This is a genomic window from Streptomyces sp. MMS24-W38 (assembly GCF_059889265.1).
The window spans coordinates 1,389,785-1,407,523 of sequence record NZ_JCBCPP010000001.1; the positions used below are offsets into that span (position 1 = coordinate 1,389,785).

The following is a 17,739-nucleotide window of genomic DNA, read 5'->3' on the forward strand; positions in this document are numbered from 1 at the left end:
CCCATGTCATGGGACGAATGGGAACAGTTGAAGGCTCAGGCTGCCGACCGGCAGTCGACGCAGACGCAGCTGAACCAGGCGCCCGCTCAAGGGCCGAGCCCCGGCGGCAAGCCGGACCTGGTCGTACGGCAGGACGATCTCGGCGCCGTGGGGCACGACGCTTTCGTCCTGCACGGTGACCTCGTGAAGAAGGTGGACATCGCCGGTGCCGGCCTGAACTCCGACCACGCCGGTTCCACCCACCAGGCGGCGTCCGCGTTGTCCCGGGCCGGCTTCGCCATGGGCGACGAACTCATGACGACGCTGACCGTCTGGGAGAGCCAGGTGAAGGCGGTCCGTCAGGCCTGTGCCCACATCTCGAACCACCTGGACTTCAGCAAGAAGCTGCACGCCGACGACGACGCCAAGATCGCCGCCGTCATCATGCGGAGAGACGGCTCCGGGATGCCCGTTTCGGAGCTCGACAAATACTTCCAGTAGCGCGGGGGAAGCTCAGGCATGCCCATCACCTACGACGACCTCATGCAGGTGGAGCTCGGCAAGTTGGGCACCTCGGTGTCGGACTGGAAGAAGGCGGTCGCCCACCTGAAACAGCTCGAGACCGATGCGCGTGACGGCCTCAAGAAGAAGTCCGACCGCGCACGCTGGGAAGGCGTGAACGCCGGTGTCACACGGGAGTTCGTGAACAAGACCGCCAAGGAGTTAGCCGACCTCCGCATGGAGGCCGACAGCATCTTCCAGGTCCTCGACGACGCTCACCACGAACTCGAAGCGCTGCAGAAGAGCGTCAGGACGCTCATCGGCGAGGCCGGGGAAAAGGGCTACACCGTTCAGGACAACGGTGACGGAACGGTGAGTGTGGGAGTCCGGCCCAGGCCGGGCGCCGACCCGAAGGACAGCAAGGGCGGAGAGGACACCACGGAGGAGGACCGGCAGCACTACGCCGATTCCATCACCCGGAAGGTAGCCCGTGCCAACGACATCGACCTCTCCACCAAGTTGGCCCTCAGACGGGCGCACGGGAACGACCCGTACAACGCCGGTCACGCGAAGTACGGGTCCCTCAACGACGCACAGGTCGAACGCGCTCTGGAACTCGCCAAGAAGCGCGAGGACATGACCGACCGGGAACTGGCGGAGCTGAACCGGCTGCTGCGCCACAACGGACTTGAGAGGGACGGAGAGTTCGCGACCGAGTTCTTCGAGGGCCTGGGCGGACCGAGGCAGACGCTCGAGTTCTACGCCGCCCTGTCGATCGACGGCACCGGTGAGGACACCTCGAAGACCCGTCTGGCCGGCGTACAGGACCTGCAGAAGTACATGGGCCACGCCCTGGCCAACGCGACCGACCCCTACACCCCGCAGAGCCTTCGAGGGGACCGGCAGCACCTGCCCTCGTCGTGGGGCGCGGAGTTCCGCAAGCTGGGCACTCAGCAGATCGAGTGGGAACGCGGCATGCGGAACAAGCCCTACGGATACCAGGTCCTGGGTGGCCTGCTCCGCTACGGGAACTACGATCCGGCATTCCTGACGCCCATCGCGGAGCACGTCACCCAACTCCACCAGGAGGATCCCCACCGCTTCCTGTCCAACAAGCCCGCCGGCGGCGACGACCGCTACGGGTTCAACCCCTCCGGGAAACTCGGCAGCGGCAACGACCCGCTGAACAGCGTCCTGGAGGCGCTGGGGCACAGCCCCGAGGCAGCCGAGCGGTTCTTCACGGAGAAGCCCACGGCGTACAACGAGGACGGCACGATCAAGTCCGGGGGCAAGACGGACTTCAAGTCCTACCTCGATCTCTTCACGGACAAGGACTTCGAGTGGACGATCGACAGGAACACCGCCAACGTCCTGGCGGATGAGGAGGCGACGAGCAAGGCCCTCACCTTCGGCCCGGACGCTCTGGGCCATGCCCTGGAAGCGGCCACGACGGGCCGCCCATACGACAGTGACACCGTCGATTCGTCGATCAAGCACAGCGAGGCACAGGCGAAACTGGTCCACGACATCGTGGATAAATTCGCTCAGCACCCGGATTTGCTGACACACAACATGAACGGGGACCTGGAGGAAGAGGAGACCGGCCCTCTGTACGCCCTGCGGGACAGCCTGGGCAACATCTCGGCGGACTACATCGGCGACTTCCAGCGGTCGATGTACGGCGAAAGCGCCGACAGCAAGGTCTTCCCGACCAACGGCACGCCTGCCAACCTCGGATACGGGGACGCCCAGAGATTCCTCGGCCTGGTCGGGCAGGATCCGGACGCCTACAGCGCCATCACTTCCGCGCAACAGGCATACACCGCAAACGTGGTGCAGGACTTCCTGAAGACAGAGGGGACGGATCTCACCCCGGAGGACGGTGCACGCGTCGGTGATCTGGTCGCGCCGGGCGCCGCCATCGCGGGAATCATGAGCAACTCCCGGGCCGACGCGATCTATGACTACCACACGGCCTCGAACAAGGAATACAACGAGGCAGTAGCAGACAACGTCAAGTGGGTGAACCGGATCGTGGGTTTAGGGACGGGATCCATCCCTGCATCATTCTCCGCGGCGGCTGAACCTATCAACTGGCTGGCCGAGGATGTGACGGAAAGCGTCGCGAAAAGCATTGAGGAGGACACTATAAAAGAGGCCGAACAGGGCGCGGGTAATGAATATTCGAGGGGGAGGGAGGCTGCGAAGGATGCGGCAACGGCCACCCTCACAAGCCACTTCGCACACGATAAGGGAATCGACGTTGATACGCGGGATGCCATCGACCGCGCGGTTCGGACTCAAGCGGGTGTGAGCCATTCCGATGGAGCTCAATGGAACTCCTCAGGGGACGGCACATGAGACTCCTCCAACACTCGACCCGCCGGACTCAGGAACCGTCTTTGTCCGCGAAGAAACTAGTCACTGCAATCCTTCTCACATCGACTCTGACCGCCTGTAGCTCATCACGCGATGGCCTCTCGTACCCCGCCCCGGAAAACATCTGCGGAATTTCTGCCGACAAGAAGATCTTGGAAGCTTTGCTCGATGACGGCGACAAGCTGGAACAGGACACCGGACACTTCACTCTGCAGGAGGGACAGATCTGCCACATGTACGTGGATGGAAACGAATCCGTGATAAGTGACGGCGAGTGGCACGATAAAGAATACGAACTGCGCGACTACTTCTGGGACTATGACGTGAAAGGTCTGCACTATCACAAGGAAAACTTCGCATCCTGGAATTCCGGAGTGGCCACCGTATTCCCGTGCCCCGGGGTGAGCGAAAAGGGTGACGTTCTGTCGGTAGAGGTCAGCGACATGAGATGGAATGACAGGTCACAACATCTTCTGGAGAAGCTCGTCCCTTCGTACTTCGACGCCTACAAGAAAAAGCTCGGCTGTCAGCCTTGAGCGGCACGCGGGCCGAAGAGGTGTAGAGCGGTGCAGGGAACGACGGCCCAGACGGTCTTGCCCGGACCTCCCGACCGTTCGGTGACGCCCCATTCCCCGGCCAGCGCCTCGACCAGAGCCAGTCCACGCCCACCGTCCATGTCGGGCCGTTCGCCCTGTGCACTCACCGGCCGTTGTTCTCCACAGGCGTCGCTCACCTCGACCCGTACGAGCCTGCCACAGGATTCGGCAGTCAGCCGCAGCTCGGCGTCCCGGTCGGCGACCCGGCCGTGGGTGACGGCGTTCGCGGCCGGCTCCGCGACGACCAGCTCGACGGCATCGTGCACCGGGCTGCCGTAGGGCCAGCCCCAGGCGTCCATCTGCTGGGAGGCGAGGCGCCGGGCGAACCGGACGCCGCGCGGGGTGGCGGAGAAGCGGAGGGTGAGGGCCCTCCGCTCGGCAAAGGGGAGGGCGGAAGCTGCCGGTCGCTGCCGCTGGAGGGAACTCGTCATGCCCCGAAGATCTCGTAGCAGCAGCCAGTTCACCAGGCCCGACGCCCCCACGGCAGTGCTCTGCAGGGGCGTCGGACGAGGGTGTCGGACGTGTCGGGGCGACCGCCCGCCGCCCGCTCCTCGTGCGGCCCGTTCCAGGCCATGTCTAGGACAGCAGCGGACGCACCCTGTCTTCGTCCGTCACCTCGTACACGTCGATGCGCAGCAGCGCCCGGACATGGACCGGAACGCGTTCGACGGCTTTCACGGACGAGGATGGCACGACGAGTGCGTACCGTGTCCGGGAGTCCTGGCTCGTCATGCGGCGCAGCAGCTGCCCGTAGGCGATGTCGGCGTCGATGCCCTTCTCGCTGGTGCGGCCCTTGGCCTCGCAGATCAGCCGCTCGTCGCCGCGCACGGCTTCGAGGTCGGTCCAGCGGTCGGTGGGCTCGACCGGCGTCCAGCCCTCGGCGAGCAACCAGGTGCGGAAGGTGTCGGTGATCCGGTCCTCGTCGCTGTCCCGGGCCAGCATCGTCCGCAGTGCCGCCAGATCGGCCTCCTGGTTGCGCCGCAGCCGCCCGCGGCCGTCCGCGTCGAGGTCGGCGGGGCGGACCACGATCAGTCGCAGCCCGTGGGCGGGGATCTCGGTGTCGCGGCGGGCGTCGTACAGGGCCCGCTGCTCGCCCCGGTGGACTCCGCTGACGGTGAGCTTGTCCGGCTTGTCGAAGTGGGGCATGGGCTGGTCGTGCTGCAGTTCCCGGTACTCGACCACCAGTTGGTGGCCGGGCCAGTACGCGTCGACCGGCAGTTTGGCGCGCCGGCCTCCCGCCCCCGGGTCCCCCAGCAGCCAGTCGAACTTGTGCTGGGTCAGGGATTGTTCGCCGAGGACCTGGTTGCACAGGCCGACCACGTACGCCTCGTCACTGACGTCTCTCGTTCCCATGGCGCGCATCCTGTCAGGCTTCTCCGACATCGACACCGGCCACGAACACCTCGGCGTCCGGCCCCGGCCGTGCGAGCCGCGCACGGGGCGGCTCACGGAGCCTGGCGGTGGACCTCGCGGCGATTGCCCACGGTCAAGGCTCACACGATGAACTGCTCGTCCTCGACGGTGCAGACCGCCCGGTGGTCTCCGACCCTGAGCCGCCACCGAGCGTTGTGCCCTCTGAGGGCCTTGACGTCGAACGCTGCCGTGTCCCCGGCATCCATCACCCTCTGGAGTTCGGTCAGGCGGTACAGGATGCGCAGGGCGTCGGGGCGCGGGATCTCTTGAGCATGTCCCGCTGGGCATGCAGGGTGAAGCGCGTGAGGTACCCCATGGAAGTCAGCCCTGCCGGTCACGGAGCATGGCGGCCATTTCTTCCAGCGAGACCGACCCCTCGACGCCCTCGGACCCGGCCTCGTCGGCCAGCCGGTTGAGCCATGCCTCCTCGGCGCCCTCCGCGAGTTGACGCAGACGCTGATACTCCTGGATGTCGATCACGACGGCTTCCTGCTTTCCACGCCGCGTGATGATCGTCGGCGTCTCCTCGCGACGGGCACGGTCGATGACATCGGCGAGGTGGCTGCGCACCTCGTCCATGGATTCGTGAATGATTCTTTGCGATTTGACTCACTCGTGAGATACCGCTGTTCACCACTTGGCGCCACTATGCCTCGGTGACCAGTCACGGTGACCGCGAGCCCTCAGCAGCTGAGGGATAAACGACTCCCGGTTACGCGAGGACACCAGTTCGATACCCTTCGCGCGCGGGTGCGGTCTTGATGCCCCCGAGCGTCACCGCGCGCGGGCGGCCCACGCCTCGCGCTCGTCGGCGATCCGGTCCAGTTCGCGCATCGCCTCGGCGTGGGCACTCATCCGCCGACTGACGCTACCGCTGGTGAACAGGACCGCTCCGGCCACGGACACCGGCACGGACAGCCCCAGCACGGCCATGGCCTCCGGCCAGTCGCGCTCGTTCTGGCAGTAGTCGCCTTGGCTCAGGCCCCTGTTGGCCGTGCCGCGCTCCGTCAGCAGCCGCGACTCGCATTCCACGGGGTACCGGTCGTCGGGCTTGCGGTCCACCTCGTACGGGGTGAGGAGCAGCAGCGTGCACCAGGTCCACAGCAGCCCGGCCACGACCAGCAGGCCGATGCCTCAGGCTCGGGTCCGGCCGGCCCGGTCACGGAAGTTGAGGTCGTACTCACTTGATCGCACGACGGGTGAATCTATCAACGACTTCCGCTGCCCTGGCCAGGACGTTCCCTCCGGGGCACCCGTGAGTCTTTTCCGGGACCTGGTCGAGCGCGGCCACCCGTTCAAGACCCGATCTATGCCCGGCTGTTCCATCTCCAACGGATACTCACCCGGACCACGGCCGGCGGGCTGTGCACCATCCCGCGAGTTCGCCATGCCTCCGGTTCCCCGGCATGGGGCCCGATCAGGCACCTCGCCGCCCTCGACCTGTGCATCCGTAGAGGAATCATGACGGTACTTCAGGAATTCTGAGGACTCCATCATGATCTATGCGGATCCATCGCTGCCGTCTACCGGTCCGGCCTGCGGCAACCGGGAGATGACGGCCCGGACGAACCCGCGGGATGCCGCATGGTCAGCAGCATGTCGACCGCCGCGGCGGCCTCCTTCGCCGCCTTCCGCAGCTGAGGAAAGGCCTTGAGCTTGGCGTCGTTGCCCATTCGCTCGGCCTTCGCGAGCAGCTTGGTGGCCATCAGCGCGTGCAGCAGACCGAGCGCGTCGTCCACCGCCACGGCCTCCAGGTGCCGCACGGCCGCCAGCAGGGTGGCGGTCTGCCGGGTCACCTCCAGCCGCTTGTCGGCTGCCGATGCCAGGACCGGGTGGCGCACTCGCGGCACAGGGCTTCGTTGCCGACCGGTCGGAAGAGGGTGGGCTGGATGTGGTCGCCCGCGCACTCGCGTGCGCCTGCCAGACGGGCGGAGAGGCGGGGGCCGGGGGGCTGCTCGGGGGCGGTTCCTGCGGGTGGTGTGGTTGCTTCCGGTTCCTGACTCGTCGGTACGGGCGGTACGTCGCGCAGGAGGTAGCGCAGCAGGCCGCCGGGGCGGTGGACGGGGCTGCCGTCGTCGGGGAGACCGCGCAGGATGTGCAGGCGCACGGCGGTGGCCGGGTGCCCGGCGGCGAGCCAGCGGGCGGTGAGGTCGGCCAGTTCGGCGTGCATGGCGCGGGGGATGTGGCGCAGGGCGGGGGAGAGGCCGGGGAACGTGGAGACGAGGGCGCGGGCCTCTTCGAGGAGGGGCGGGGCGGCCGTCTCCGACTGCGGTTCCGTCTCCGCCGTCGCCGTCTCTGACTTCGGCTCCGGCTCCGGGCTGGGGGGGTCGGGGGGTAGGTGGGAGGTGTTCTCCCATGGGTCTTTCTTGGGATGACCGTCGGTGGGCGGACCGGTCGGCTCACCGACGGCCGGAATCCGGAGACTCGGTGCGAGCTGCGGCGACACCCGTTCGGGGGCGGTTCCTCCGACCGGACCCACGGGCATCCGCGCGAGCAGCTTGGCTGCCTCGGCCGCGTTCAACGGGGTGCTGGAGACGAGCTGTTGGGTGACCCAGAGGCCGCCGGGCCCCTGGACGCGCCGCTCGTGGACGAAGCCCTCGTCCTTGAGCTGACGCTTGGCCCGGGTGAAGGCGCTCCCGCCGATACGGGCGCGTTCGGCGGTGCGCGACAGGGACTCGCGCACCCCCTCGGGGAGGGACAGCTGCCAGGTCAGGAGGCGGACGGCGTCGGAGGTCAGACGCGGGTGCCGGATGATCTCGTGAGAGAGCTGGGTGAAGGCGCGCGGGAGCGCGATATGGTGCCGATAAATCACGGGTGGAGTCCTGTTCCACTGGTGGTTCAGGCCCTCGCGAACGGTTGCACCCGTTGCGGGGGCCGACTTGCGGTGACGGTACCGCACACAGCGTGCGCGCGTGAATGCGTTGAGTGAATATGATTTTCGCGCGGGACGTTCACCCTCAGGGATCATTGCGCGCCCTTCCGCCCTCGATCGGCACCCGCCCGCCCTACGCTGCGAAAAACAGTGCAGTTGGCCGGTCACGAGGAGGTGCGGAGCGATGGACACGGGCGCGGACTCCGGAGCGGGCGGAGCGGAACCGGACTCAAGCACCGACTTCCTGCGCTGCTTCGGCCGCCAGATGAAGCTCCTGCGCGAGGCCGTCGGCCTCACCCAGACCCAGCTGGGGAGCCAAGTCGGCTACGGCGAGGCTCAGATCGCGGCAGTGGAACAGGGCCGGCGCATCCCGAAGCCCGAGCTGATCGACGCCGTGGACCGGGCGGTGGACGCGCGGGGCGTGCTGATGGCCATGAAGGAAGAGGTGGCGAAGGCTCGGTATCCAGGGTTCTTCCGACGGTACGCGGAGCTGGAGGCCGAGGCTGTCGAGCTGCATGCCTACGTCAACCACATCGTCAAGGGTCTTCTGCAGACCGAGGAGTACGCGCGGGCGGTGTTCCAGATGTGGCGGCCCCTCCTGGACGAAGAGGCGATCGAGCAGGGTGTGGCAGCGCGCCTGGAACGACAGAAGCTGTTCGCCCGGCGTCCTGCTCCACTTCTGAGCTTCGTCTTTGAAGAGCAGGCACTCAGACGGCCCTTGGGCGGTCGCGAGGTCTGGCGTGGCCAGCTGGAACAGCTCCTGCTCTTCGGGCATCAGCGCAACGTCGAGATGCAGGTCATGCCCATGGAACGCGATGAACATGCCGGGTTGGCAGGGCCGTTCACGTTGATCCACTCGAAGAATCAGCGCAGGATGGCGTACATGGAAGTGCAGGACGTGAGCGCTCTGTACGCGGAGCCGAAGAAGGTCAGCCCGCTCGAAGCGACGTACGGTGTTCTTCGGGCACAGGCATTGACTCCGAAGGAGTCGCTGACCTTCATCGAGAAGCTGTTGGGGGATCTATGAAGACAGACAGCCCCGCGCCGGCCGCGGCTGAACTGCGGTGGTTCAAGAGCAGCTACAGCGCAGGCAACGGCGGCGACTGCGTCGAGGTCGCGGACGCCGGTACGGCCGTGCTGGTCCGCGACTCCAAGCGGCCCAGCGATGCGGTTCTCACTGTCGGTGCCGACCAGTGGACCGCGTTCGTACGGATGACAGCGCGCGACTGAACTGCAGAGGAGGGGCGGTCGGAAGCCAGGTCCTGGCTTCCGACCGCCCCTCCTCTGCAGTCAACAGGGCGTCAACCCTCTGTCGTACAGGAGGTATTCAGCCTTCGCCGCCCCTTGAGCAGCACGAGTCGGCAGGGTTGTTAGCCTGGCGAGCGCACGCCAATCGAGCACGCGGGGGCAGGGAGCTGTGGCGGAGCCATTCAGTTCAGACATCCTCGACAGCCACGACCGAGGAGCAGGTGCGGTCCAGAAGTACCTGGTGGGCATGTGGAACTGACGTCGGCCGTCTTGGGTCACCCCGCAGCAAGGAAGAACATGTCCGAAACTCCTTCGCCGAAGGCTCGTCGCTCACGTCTCGTTGCGCTGATCGCTGTCGTTACTTGCGTGGCATCGGCTGGGGGAATCGGGGCATGGTTTCTCCTCGGATCCGACGGGGGTTCAGGAACCTGCGAGGAGTTGCTGCAGGACGAACGCATCCATGAAGCACTGGGCGACAAATACACGGCTGACATGAACTGTTCCGAGTTCGGGGTGGCGATCAGGAAAACGACTGTGGGCTCTGTGCCGGGGCAGCACTCACTTCGGCAGGCACAGGCCATGAAGGATGTCCTCATGGCTGTCGAGAACAACCTGAAGAGTGCAAACGGTCGCCTGGATCCGCTTTTGAGTGAGCCGCTCGCAGAATCACTGGCGGATTACGCGGCGGACACCGATGTGATATTGGGTATCAGCAACGCGGACTATGCCAGCAACAGCCTCCCTTCCGTTCCTCCCTGGGAAGATGCTGACGGCGTTCACATGGCCGTACCGCGCGCTTCACTGCTGCGCGCCGTGCGAACGATGTCGGAGAACCCCACGGCATACGTCGTATTGCGGATGGCAGCAACCCGGCATGCTGCGGAATGGCTTGCCGCAGTGGATCATGACACCACTGGCGCTGAACTCACCGCGCCACCGATACGGAACGCCCGCACGCTCGGCGCTCTGGACGCTGTGGCCGCCAGTGTCCGGGAGGATCTGGGTGAGAACCGGGCACCCCAGTGGGAACACTCCGTCTTCGAGGGATTGACTAAGAAGATTTCCAAGCCGCCGTCCTATTCCAAGGATCCCGTGAACCACCTCGTCGATTCATGGCGGCGGTCTCTGCTCGCAGACGGCGCCGAGAACAGTTCAATCGCCCTTGAAGAGCAAAGCGCCGATATGGTCGACGACTGGGGGAAGGCCCTGAAGCTCGGCAGCAAGGTGCAGGGCTCCCTGAGGGAGGATGCGCTCGAAAGCTCCTACCATTCGCGCGGTGACGCACTCCGTGAACTCGACTGAGGCGATCCCAGCACGCAGAACATCAGCCCTGTTGCCCTACAGGCGCCAGCAGTGCCCCAAAGTCACGATCTAGACAATCAACGCATATTGAAGACCGCAACAAGTACGGGGGAAATCCAATGGCTTGGGACGAATGGGAACAGATCAAGGCCGAGGTAGCGGCACGTCAAGAAAACCGCATGCAATTGAACAGCACGGGTGGTGCCGCCGACACGGCTGACCTCAAGAGCAATTCGCAGGGCAAACAGAGGGCAATCAAGGAACTCGTGAAAACGATACGCCCCGGCCTGGACGAGACGGGTGCCCAGGCCAACGAGACCACCGATGCGGCGGAGCGAGAGTTCGCAGGTTGGGCAACCGGCGCCGGCCTGAAGGACGCACACGACGAATGGGCTCTGCAGGTGAAGAGCCTCCAGGCACGCCTCGCGCGGGACCAGGCCGCGCTGAGCAAGGTGAGGAAGGACTTTCAGTATGTCGACCATGGCGTGGAGAGTTCCCTGACCCAGATCGACTTGCTGTCGCCGGATCCGCGCCGGAACGTCTGATCTCGACCTTTCACGGACTCGCGAACACAGCGTGGGCCCGGTGCCAAATCTCAAGGAAGCAGGCATGCTCACCTATCAGGACGTTGTCACCATCCGGTTGGCTCCGCTGACCACCGCAGCCGTCTCATGGGGCCGGATGGCCGACGGCTTCGAGGACCTGGGCGAAGCGTACAGAGACAGTGTTCAAGCTGTTGCCTCGGACGGCACATGGGTCGGCCAGAGCGCTGAAGAGGCCAAGAAGGGCTTCACCGCTACACGAAAGCAGTTCGACGCCGCTGCTATCGAGGCCCGAGCCATCGCGGATATTCTGCGAGACATCCACGCCCAGTTCACCGAACGAATACAGGTCGTAAAAAATTTGGTCGAGTCGGCCAAGGAAGCCGATGTACACATAGATGCCAAGGGCCGGGCGCATCTCGGCACGAGCACGACGAGCACGTTCAGAGGCGCAGAGGGTGGCATATTCGGAAACGATGCTCAGCGTGCCATCTACGAAGCCAGCTGGACCTCTGCAGTGGCTGCAGCCGTCTAGGCAGTCGATGACGCCGACCAAGGGGCCAAGCTGGCACTCCGGGACGCCGCCGGCATCAAGGGCCTCCTCGAGGAAATGTTGGACAACGCCCGCGGCACCGGACATGACTTCAATGCCGGCGCAGTCGGAGATATCGAAATCGTTGAGGCACGTGAGGCCAAGCAATACGCGGACCAGATCCTGGCGGGAGAGAAACCTGACGATCCGGAGGAGTGGGCGCGGCTCATGCGCGACAACTCCGGCGACAAGGCATTCAGTCAGACGGTACTCAACCATCTGGGTCCCGAGGGAACCATCAAGATAACCAATCAGATCAACACCTTTGCCTATTATTCGGACACGGGGAACAAGCAGCACTACCTGGGAGCCGAGCGAGGGCTCGCCAACGCACTGGCCACTGCTACGCAGGATCCGAAGTCCCAGTTCTACAAGGACTTTCATACCGGCCTGAAGGAGGTCGGCATGAAACGGTACGACTGGCAGGGCGAGAAGATCCGTGGATACCAATCACTCGTCACCCTGATGCAACACGGTGAAGGATACTCGGACCAGTTCATGCACGACCTCGGTGACGATCTGATCACCGCCGAGAAGGCAGACAAGGCTAACGACAACTGGGACCTCCCCAAGGGCTTCGTCACGTCACGGGACGAGTGGTTCGCCAACGATCCCCTCGACGGCCTTCTCGGCATCATGAGCAAGGACCCCGCGGCACCGGCGGCCTTCCTCGACCCCAAGTCCGACCCCAACCCGGACGACGGAAAGAAGGAAGGCAACAACCGACTGGAGTACCTGACACGGAAGCGGGACTGGGATGTCGTCGACGGGCACCCCTCCATGCGCAACCCGCACAACTCCGACAGCATGTGGGGCGATCCCCTGAGCAGCTACGACATCGAGGACGCACAGGGCAGGGCCGGCTTCGGGGCGGCGCTGATAGCGGGGACGACGGGCATCGACCCGAACAACGCCGACGGTGGCTACGTCCAGCACTCCGACGCGAACAACCGTGTGTTCGAGAACGCCCTGAAACACCTCGCCGCCGAGGGCAACGACTTCCCGCCGAGCCTGCGCACACCCATGGCGATGGTCATGGGCAACTACGGAGACGAGGTACATGCCGCAACAAGTTCTCACAACGCAGGAGAAAGCCCTCTGGACCGGGGACAAGTACTTGAAGTAGCGAAACAGATATCTCGTGATCAGTTCGCGTACGGCACACTTCAAGACAGCATAAATCGAGAAATGGTCCATGATATCAACACAGGTAAGGAAGAAGACGAGGAACCCCTGAAGAGAGCAGGCCGCACGGTCGGGTTCCTGGAAGAAGCCCGGTACCAAGGGCTCCAGATCGACGCGGGTGATGCCAAGAGCGAGGCAACTTGGGAAGCGAAATGGGACTATCACACATGGGGTGGTGTCGTGAACTTCATTCCGCATGCAGGCGACGCAGTGCAGCGAGGCATCGATGCAATCACTGCCAAATGGCTCGAGGAAGAGATAGCACGGATTGAGCAAGGTGTGGCAAGAGATAACTTGGCTACCGGCATCGACCGTGAAGGGCGACTCAAGGGACTGGCCGATCTTTGGCGAGATGAAAATCCGCAAATGAAGGAACAGGAAAGCTCATGGACGTCCACCGAGCGAATCGATGACGCAGCTAACAACGGAAATTCGGCTGCCCGCCGCCTGGCAAGTAAGGGGTCATAATGCGTCAAATCAACCTAGCGGCAATTTTTATCCCCGTACTACTCCTTACCGGCTGCTCGGAAGGGGGACCTGAGTACAGGTACGCAACTCCAAAAAAGATATGCGAAATAAATGTTACAGCGTCCGACGTCCAGCCACTGCTCCCCCAGGGTGAGGCGGTCAAAGAGAGCTTGAGAGGAACGCCAGGTGAGAGTCGAAGTTGCGGAGTGATAGTCGACGAAAGAGTCGACCTATCGATTTCGTTCTCACGGCAAACCGGAGAGGTTGACATTGCCCATGAGGCAGACGATGATTACGTCGATCTGAAAAGGGTTTCATTGGGCAGGGCGGTAAAAAGTGCTGCAGTTGCCGATGACGGCGCTGTTGCATGGATGGCTTGTAACCCAAAACCGAATCAACCTCAGTACGAGACGCCTGAAACAAAGACAGGAAGATACACCCACTTGGTCCTGGAAATTCACACCGGAGACGGGACCAAGAAACCTGAAAAAAATGAAGAGCGGCGTACGCATATCGAAAAGTTCTTGCGTGCTTACGTGCCAGAATTGCTTAAGGTTTGGTGCGCATGACGCCCCAAGGGCTTCGTCGCGTCACGGGACGAGTGGTTCGCCAACGATCCCCTCGACGGCCTTCTCGGCATCATGAGTAAGGACCCCGCGACATCGGCGGCCTTCCGCGACCCCAAGTCCCACCCCAACCCGGACGACGGAAAGCCGGGCGAAAATCGAATAGTTCCTGCGCTCGTACATTCCAAATCTGACCAAAGCTTGGTGCACGTAAGGGGCCATTCCGCCTACCGCCTGTCTGGTTGGCGGATACAGAACAGCAAGACCTTCAAAGGCCGGGAGAATCAGCTGCAGCAACTGGCTGGCGTGTGGATGGACGCCAATCCCGACCACCGGGGCAGCAGCCGATACACCCTCACAACCGAGATCAACGCAGCCGCGTTCGACGGGAACGCCCGCGCCCAAGGGCTGGCAGGAGACCAGTGACCGAGAACACCTCCCCACCACAGAAACGGCTGCACCGGCCGAGCAGACGCGCGCTCGGCACCGCGGTCCTCGCCGCCGTGCTCACTCTCACCTTGGCCGGCTGCTCGGGAACCGGCCGTGACTACTCGGTGCCCCGCGACCTGTGCGGTGTGACCGTGGACTCCGATCTGATCTCCCCGTTCCTGCCCGCTGGCAAGAAACTCACCCAACGCTCCTACGACTATGGCGTCATCAGCCCACGGTGCCGCGTGTCCGTGGACAAGCATCTCATCGTGTACATCTCCGGCGATGTGGTCCCGACAGGCGTCGACCCCATCCAGGTACAGGCCCGCGGGCTTCTGCGGCTCGGCACCCCCTCCCCCGTGGACGTGGGCGATGCGGCACGCATCGCAGACCGCGGAGCCACTGCTGTGGCCGACTGCACGCGAGAAGGCGAGCCGATGCGCTTCGTCACCACGATCGAACTCCAGAAGGAGATCCCCGAAGAGACCTCGAAGCGCAGGTCCGACCTGACACAACTCCTGCGCGCCTACCTCCCGAAAGCGATGGCAGCCGTGAACTGTAACGAAGCCTGAGAGCTCGTAACACACGCTGCCCCAGAAGACATTGAGAAAACGGAACATGGCACACGTACGACATCGACCGGTGGTCGCAGCCGTTCTGACCGCTGCGGCCCTGTTGACCGGCTGCGGCGGTGGGGCGCTGCCTCTGAGCCTGGCCGGCCTGACCGAGACCGCCGACGGCGTACCGGAGGACGGGACGGACACCTGCCCGCTGCCCTACGACATGGCCAAGGCCGCGGGGACCGCGGGACTGGATGGGAAGATCGGCCCCGGCTCGGTGCAGAAGGACTATGAAACACCTGTCGCCACGGCCGAGGGCGGCAAGCGCGCCAAGGCCGGGGATCCATTGGCCGAGAATCCTGGCGTACTGCTGAGCTGCACTTTCCATATCGGTCAGGACGACGTGCAGGTGCACACCATCGCTACCAGAAAGCCAAATGCGATCTTCTACCTGACGCCGGTGATCTCACCGCTGACCGGGGGATCCGTCAATAACTCGATCAACTATGTCACCAAAGCCTCCGAAGCCAAGGCCGGAGAGATGACGGTCACCGACAGCGGCAATGTCGCCGCCGTACGCCTGAAGCTCGACGGCGAGGGAGACGCCGCCCTCCTGGTCGGTGTCGGACGGAAGATTTCAAGTCCAGTGAGACAGTTGTGATGCTATGAGGTTTGTGGTGCTGATTCGCGGCGCTTGGCGGGATCGTTGATCCAGGCTGTCCGGGGTATCTCGGGTGGCCGGGGGCGGCGTCCGAAGCGTTCGGGGTGGTGTGTGTAGGCCTGGGCGAGGGTGGCGGCCCGCTGGTCGCGGACCTCTTCGGCGGTGCCGAAATGGACGCTGGCCGGGGTGTGCCAGGCGATACCGGAGTGGCGGTGCTCGTGGTTGTAGTACGCGATGAACGCGTCGAACCACTCACGGGCATGGGCCAGCGAATCGAACCTTTCCGGGAAGTCCGCCATGTATTTCGTGGTCTTGAACTGAGCCTCGCTGTAGGGGTTGTCGTTGGAGACCTTCGGCCGCGAGTGCGACCGGGTGACGCCCAGGTCGATCAGCAGCTGGGACACCTTCTTGGAAGTCATGGACGTGCCGCGGTCGGCGTGCACGGTCCCGGGCACGATGCCGTTGCGGGCGATGGTCTCGCGGATCAGTTCCTCGGCCCGTAGGGCGGACTCGGCGCGCTCGACGGTGTGGCCGACGATGTACCGGCTGAAGATGTCGATGATGACGTAGGCGTGGTACCAGACGCCCTTGGCGGGCCCGGCCACCTTGGTGATGTCCCAGGAGAAGACCTGAGACGGGCCGGTGGCGACCAGTTCCGGCACCACCCGCGCCGGGTGGGTCGCCTGGCGGCGGCGCTCACCGCTCTGGCCCTGTTCCCGAAGGATCCGGTACATCGTGGAGACCGAACAGTGGTAGCGCCCGGCGTCCAGCTCACGGGCCCAGATCTGCGCGGGCGGCAGTTCCGCGTACTCGGCGCTGTTCATCAACTCCAGCACCGTCAGGCGCTCTTCGGCGCTCAGGGCGGACGGTTGGACGCCGACCGCGCGGGGCCCGGGCCGGGCCGGTGGCCGTAGCCGACGGTAGTGGGTGGCACGGGAACGGCCGGTCAGCCGGCACGCGGCAACGACACCGAGCTCGGTCTCGACGCCGTGGAAGGCGTCGTCCACGACCGGGGCGGCGGCAGACTTCAGTCCGCGCTCCTGGAGATCATTTCCAAGAGCGCAGAAGCTTTTCCCATGACCTCCAGAGCGGCCTTGTTCTGGGCCAGCTCCTTCTCGAGCCGCTCCACCTGGCGCCGCAGTCTCTCGTTCTCCGCCTCGGCGGCCGACTTCTTCGGCCTCGCGGGACTGGTCCGGCGGTCGACCAGCTTCTCCAGGGCGCCGGCGTCCCGCGCGGCCCGCCATTCCTTGACGTGCGAGTGGTAGAGACGCTCGCGGCGCAGGATCGCACCCTTCTCGTTCTTCGGGGCCGCGTCGTACTCGGCGACGATCCGCAGCTTGTACTCCGGACTGAAGGAGCGGCGCTTCGGCCGGGGAGCGGGATCGGACGCGGGGTTCTTGCTGGTCATGAGGGAGGTGGTTCTCCTGTCGGTGCCCTCTCAGGCTAACCCGGCAGAGCCGGGTGTCTCACTCAAGGCTGACAGAGAGGGGAGAGGCGGGGTCCGCTTCTCCGAGCCGGAAGCAGGTCGCCGACCTCGCCAAGGCGCTCGCAGATCAGGTGCAGTAGTTCAGGCCTCTCTGAGAGGCGATGCCTGCCGTGTCATGACGTACGACAGGGTGGACACCTCCCGCGCGTGTCCACCCTGTTCGCTTTCTGCGTGCGCTGTGCGCGGTTGCCCTACATGAAGTAGCCGGCGCCCCTCAGGTCGCCGCCGCGGTAGTCACCGCCGGCGGCGCCGACGGTCTTGCCGATGCTGACCAGAGCCTGGTGGATACCGGAGGCGTGGCGGTCCCACTCCTTGGTCTTCTTGGTGAATTCCTCGTACGCCTCACCACCCCAGCCCTCGGCCGCTTCCAGCACGGCCTTCTTGAGCGCCTCGAGGTCCTCCTCGAGCTTCTTGGCCTGGTCGCCGAGTTCGGTGGCGAGCGCGTCCATGGTGCCGTAGGTGACGGCGAGTTCGCTGTAGTGGGGTGCGGACATGTCTTCCTCGTTTCTTTGGGAGCCGGTAGATCGTCTTCGCGGACTCGCGTCAGTACTTGCTGAGGGCCGAGGTCTTTCCACCGAGGTCTTCCACCGAGATCTTGGCGACGTCGGCCTCGATCTGGTCCTCGAGCTTGCGCTTGTCGGCCTTGTTCAGCTGGATGCCCTCGAGGAAGTCGTCGAGCATACGGCCGATCGAGGCCATGTGGCTGTTGATCTCCGTCTGCTTCTTGTCGAAGGCGATGGCGCCCTGGCCGGTCCAGTGCTTCTCGATCATGTCGATCGTTGCCTGGAGTCGGGTGAGAGACTGCCGGATCGAGTCGTACCGGTCGATGACGTTCGTCTGGAGCTTCTCTACTTGGGCCTCGTAAAGCTTGCGGCCTTCAGCCATGTCGGCAGTCCCTTTCGTGAGAGCGGTGGTGCGGTGCGGTGTGGCACCGCGTGGTGGTGGGTGGTCGGTTGTGCC

At 64.5% G+C, this 17,739-nt stretch carries 22 protein-coding genes and 1 pseudogene; 13 read left to right on the forward strand and 10 right to left on the reverse strand.

The annotated features are described in order from the left end of the window. The first annotated feature begins 3 nt into the window (after positions 1 to 3). From AC6F7H_RS04970 to AC6F7H_RS04980, 3 genes are read left to right on the forward strand one after another with little or no spacing between them, the layout of a single operon-like run. On the forward strand, positions 4 to 480 hold the full coding sequence (locus AC6F7H_RS04970) for a hypothetical protein (protein WP_500755448.1): 477 nt from the start codon (positions 4 to 6) through the stop codon (positions 478 to 480). Positions 481 to 498: 18 nt separating this feature from the next. Continuing rightward, positions 499 to 2,841 carry a hypothetical protein gene (locus tag AC6F7H_RS04975; RefSeq protein ID WP_500755449.1) on the forward strand — a complete coding sequence of 781 codons (2,343 nt, stop codon included), beginning with the start codon at positions 499 to 501 and terminating at the stop codon, positions 2,839 to 2,841. A gap of 41 nt (positions 2,842 to 2,882) precedes the next feature. Continuing rightward, positions 2,883 to 3,395: a hypothetical protein gene (locus AC6F7H_RS04980; protein ID WP_500755450.1), complete on the forward strand. Its 513-nt coding sequence runs from the start codon at positions 2,883 to 2,885 to the stop codon at positions 3,393 to 3,395. Here AC6F7H_RS04980 and AC6F7H_RS04985 read toward each other — a convergent pair. The 6 genes and pseudogenes from AC6F7H_RS04985 to AC6F7H_RS05010 all read right to left on the reverse strand — a co-directional run bounded on the left by AC6F7H_RS04985 (position 3,386) and on the right by AC6F7H_RS05010 (position 7,680). Continuing rightward, complete coding sequence (locus AC6F7H_RS04985; protein ID WP_500755451.1) at positions 3,386 to 3,886, reverse strand: ATP-binding protein; 501 nt, start codon at positions 3,884 to 3,886, stop codon at positions 3,386 to 3,388. The two genes, AC6F7H_RS04980 and AC6F7H_RS04985, sit on opposite strands and share 10 nt — an antisense overlap. A gap of 145 nt (positions 3,887 to 4,031) precedes the next feature. Then, positions 4,032 to 4,808 (reverse strand): hypothetical protein, encoded by a 777-nt coding sequence (locus tag AC6F7H_RS04990; protein WP_500755452.1) that lies wholly within the window; start codon positions 4,806 to 4,808, stop codon positions 4,032 to 4,034. Between the two features lie 381 nt (positions 4,809 to 5,189). Next, positions 5,190 to 5,447, reverse strand: a complete 258-nt coding sequence (locus AC6F7H_RS04995; protein WP_500755453.1) for a type II toxin-antitoxin system Phd/YefM family antitoxin — start codon at positions 5,445 to 5,447, stop codon at positions 5,190 to 5,192. Between the two features lie 195 nt (positions 5,448 to 5,642). Next, positions 5,643 to 6,062, reverse strand: a pseudogene (locus tag AC6F7H_RS05000) (hypothetical protein). 329 nt (positions 6,063 to 6,391) lie between these two features. Continuing rightward, positions 6,392 to 6,664: a hypothetical protein gene (locus tag AC6F7H_RS05005; protein WP_500755454.1), complete on the reverse strand. Its 273-nt coding sequence runs from the start codon at positions 6,662 to 6,664 to the stop codon at positions 6,392 to 6,394. Beyond that, a complete protein-coding gene (locus AC6F7H_RS05010; protein WP_500755455.1) occupies positions 6,661 to 7,680 on the reverse strand; it encodes a hypothetical protein in 1,020 nt (339 codons plus the stop codon). Before AC6F7H_RS05010 ends, AC6F7H_RS05005 begins: the two co-directional genes overlap by 4 nt. A gap of 244 nt (positions 7,681 to 7,924) precedes the next feature. On the opposite strand from AC6F7H_RS05010, the gene AC6F7H_RS05015 reads away from it, so the two are divergent. The 10 genes from AC6F7H_RS05015 to AC6F7H_RS05060 all read left to right on the forward strand — a co-directional run bounded on the left by AC6F7H_RS05015 (position 7,925) and on the right by AC6F7H_RS05060 (position 15,293). Then, a complete protein-coding gene (locus AC6F7H_RS05015) occupies positions 7,925 to 8,767 on the forward strand; it encodes a helix-turn-helix domain-containing protein (protein ID WP_500755456.1) in 843 nt (280 codons plus the stop codon). Next, a complete protein-coding gene (locus AC6F7H_RS05020; RefSeq protein WP_500755457.1) occupies positions 8,764 to 8,970 on the forward strand; it encodes a DUF397 domain-containing protein in 207 nt (68 codons plus the stop codon). Before AC6F7H_RS05015 ends, AC6F7H_RS05020 begins: the two co-directional genes overlap by 4 nt. A 456-nt stretch (positions 8,971 to 9,426) precedes the next feature. Next, positions 9,427 to 10,290 carry a hypothetical protein gene (locus AC6F7H_RS05025; protein WP_500755458.1) on the forward strand — a complete coding sequence of 288 codons (864 nt, stop codon included), beginning with the start codon at positions 9,427 to 9,429 and terminating at the stop codon, positions 10,288 to 10,290. 119 nt (positions 10,291 to 10,409) lie between these two features. Continuing rightward, entirely contained in the window at positions 10,410 to 10,835 is a 426-nt protein-coding gene (locus AC6F7H_RS05030; protein ID WP_500755459.1) for a hypothetical protein, read from the forward strand. 64 nt (positions 10,836 to 10,899) lie between these two features. Then, entirely contained in the window at positions 10,900 to 11,367 is a 468-nt protein-coding gene (locus tag AC6F7H_RS05035) for a hypothetical protein (RefSeq protein ID WP_500755461.1), read from the forward strand. A 75-nt stretch (positions 11,368 to 11,442) separates the two neighbouring features. After that, a complete protein-coding gene (locus tag AC6F7H_RS05040; protein WP_500755462.1) occupies positions 11,443 to 13,077 on the forward strand; it encodes a hypothetical protein in 1,635 nt (544 codons plus the stop codon). Beyond that, entirely contained in the window at positions 13,077 to 13,646 is a 570-nt protein-coding gene (locus AC6F7H_RS05045) for a hypothetical protein (protein WP_500755463.1), read from the forward strand. Before AC6F7H_RS05040 ends, AC6F7H_RS05045 begins: the two co-directional genes overlap by 1 nt. Before the next feature lie 72 nt (positions 13,647 to 13,718). Continuing rightward, positions 13,719 to 14,069, forward strand: coding sequence for a hypothetical protein (locus AC6F7H_RS05050; RefSeq protein ID WP_500755464.1), 351 nt, complete (start codon positions 13,719 to 13,721; stop codon positions 14,067 to 14,069). After that, complete coding sequence (locus AC6F7H_RS05055) at positions 14,066 to 14,644, forward strand: hypothetical protein (protein WP_500755465.1); 579 nt, start codon at positions 14,066 to 14,068, stop codon at positions 14,642 to 14,644. Before AC6F7H_RS05050 ends, AC6F7H_RS05055 begins: the two co-directional genes overlap by 4 nt. A 70-nt stretch (positions 14,645 to 14,714) precedes the next feature. Then, positions 14,715 to 15,293: a hypothetical protein gene (locus AC6F7H_RS05060; protein ID WP_500755467.1), complete on the forward strand. Its 579-nt coding sequence runs from the start codon at positions 14,715 to 14,717 to the stop codon at positions 15,291 to 15,293. 2 nt (positions 15,294 to 15,295) lie between these two features. Here the strand turns inward: AC6F7H_RS05060 and AC6F7H_RS05065 are convergent, their stop codons facing one another. The 4 genes from AC6F7H_RS05065 to AC6F7H_RS05080 all read right to left on the reverse strand — a co-directional run bounded on the left by AC6F7H_RS05065 (position 15,296) and on the right by AC6F7H_RS05080 (position 17,664). Further along, positions 15,296 to 16,300: an IS3 family transposase gene (locus AC6F7H_RS05065; protein ID WP_109382741.1), complete on the reverse strand. Its 1,005-nt coding sequence runs from the start codon at positions 16,298 to 16,300 to the stop codon at positions 15,296 to 15,298. Between the two features lie 20 nt (positions 16,301 to 16,320). Continuing rightward, a complete protein-coding gene (locus AC6F7H_RS05070; protein WP_500754603.1) occupies positions 16,321 to 16,701 on the reverse strand; it encodes a transposase in 381 nt (126 codons plus the stop codon). 269 nt (positions 16,702 to 16,970) lie between these two features. Continuing rightward, complete coding sequence (locus AC6F7H_RS05075; protein WP_202281515.1) at positions 16,971 to 17,273, reverse strand: WXG100 family type VII secretion target; 303 nt, start codon at positions 17,271 to 17,273, stop codon at positions 16,971 to 16,973. Between the two features lie 49 nt (positions 17,274 to 17,322). Beyond that, positions 17,323 to 17,664 (reverse strand): WXG100 family type VII secretion target, encoded by a 342-nt coding sequence (locus tag AC6F7H_RS05080; protein ID WP_500755469.1) that lies wholly within the window; start codon positions 17,662 to 17,664, stop codon positions 17,323 to 17,325. Positions 17,665 to 17,739 lie beyond the last annotated feature (75 nt).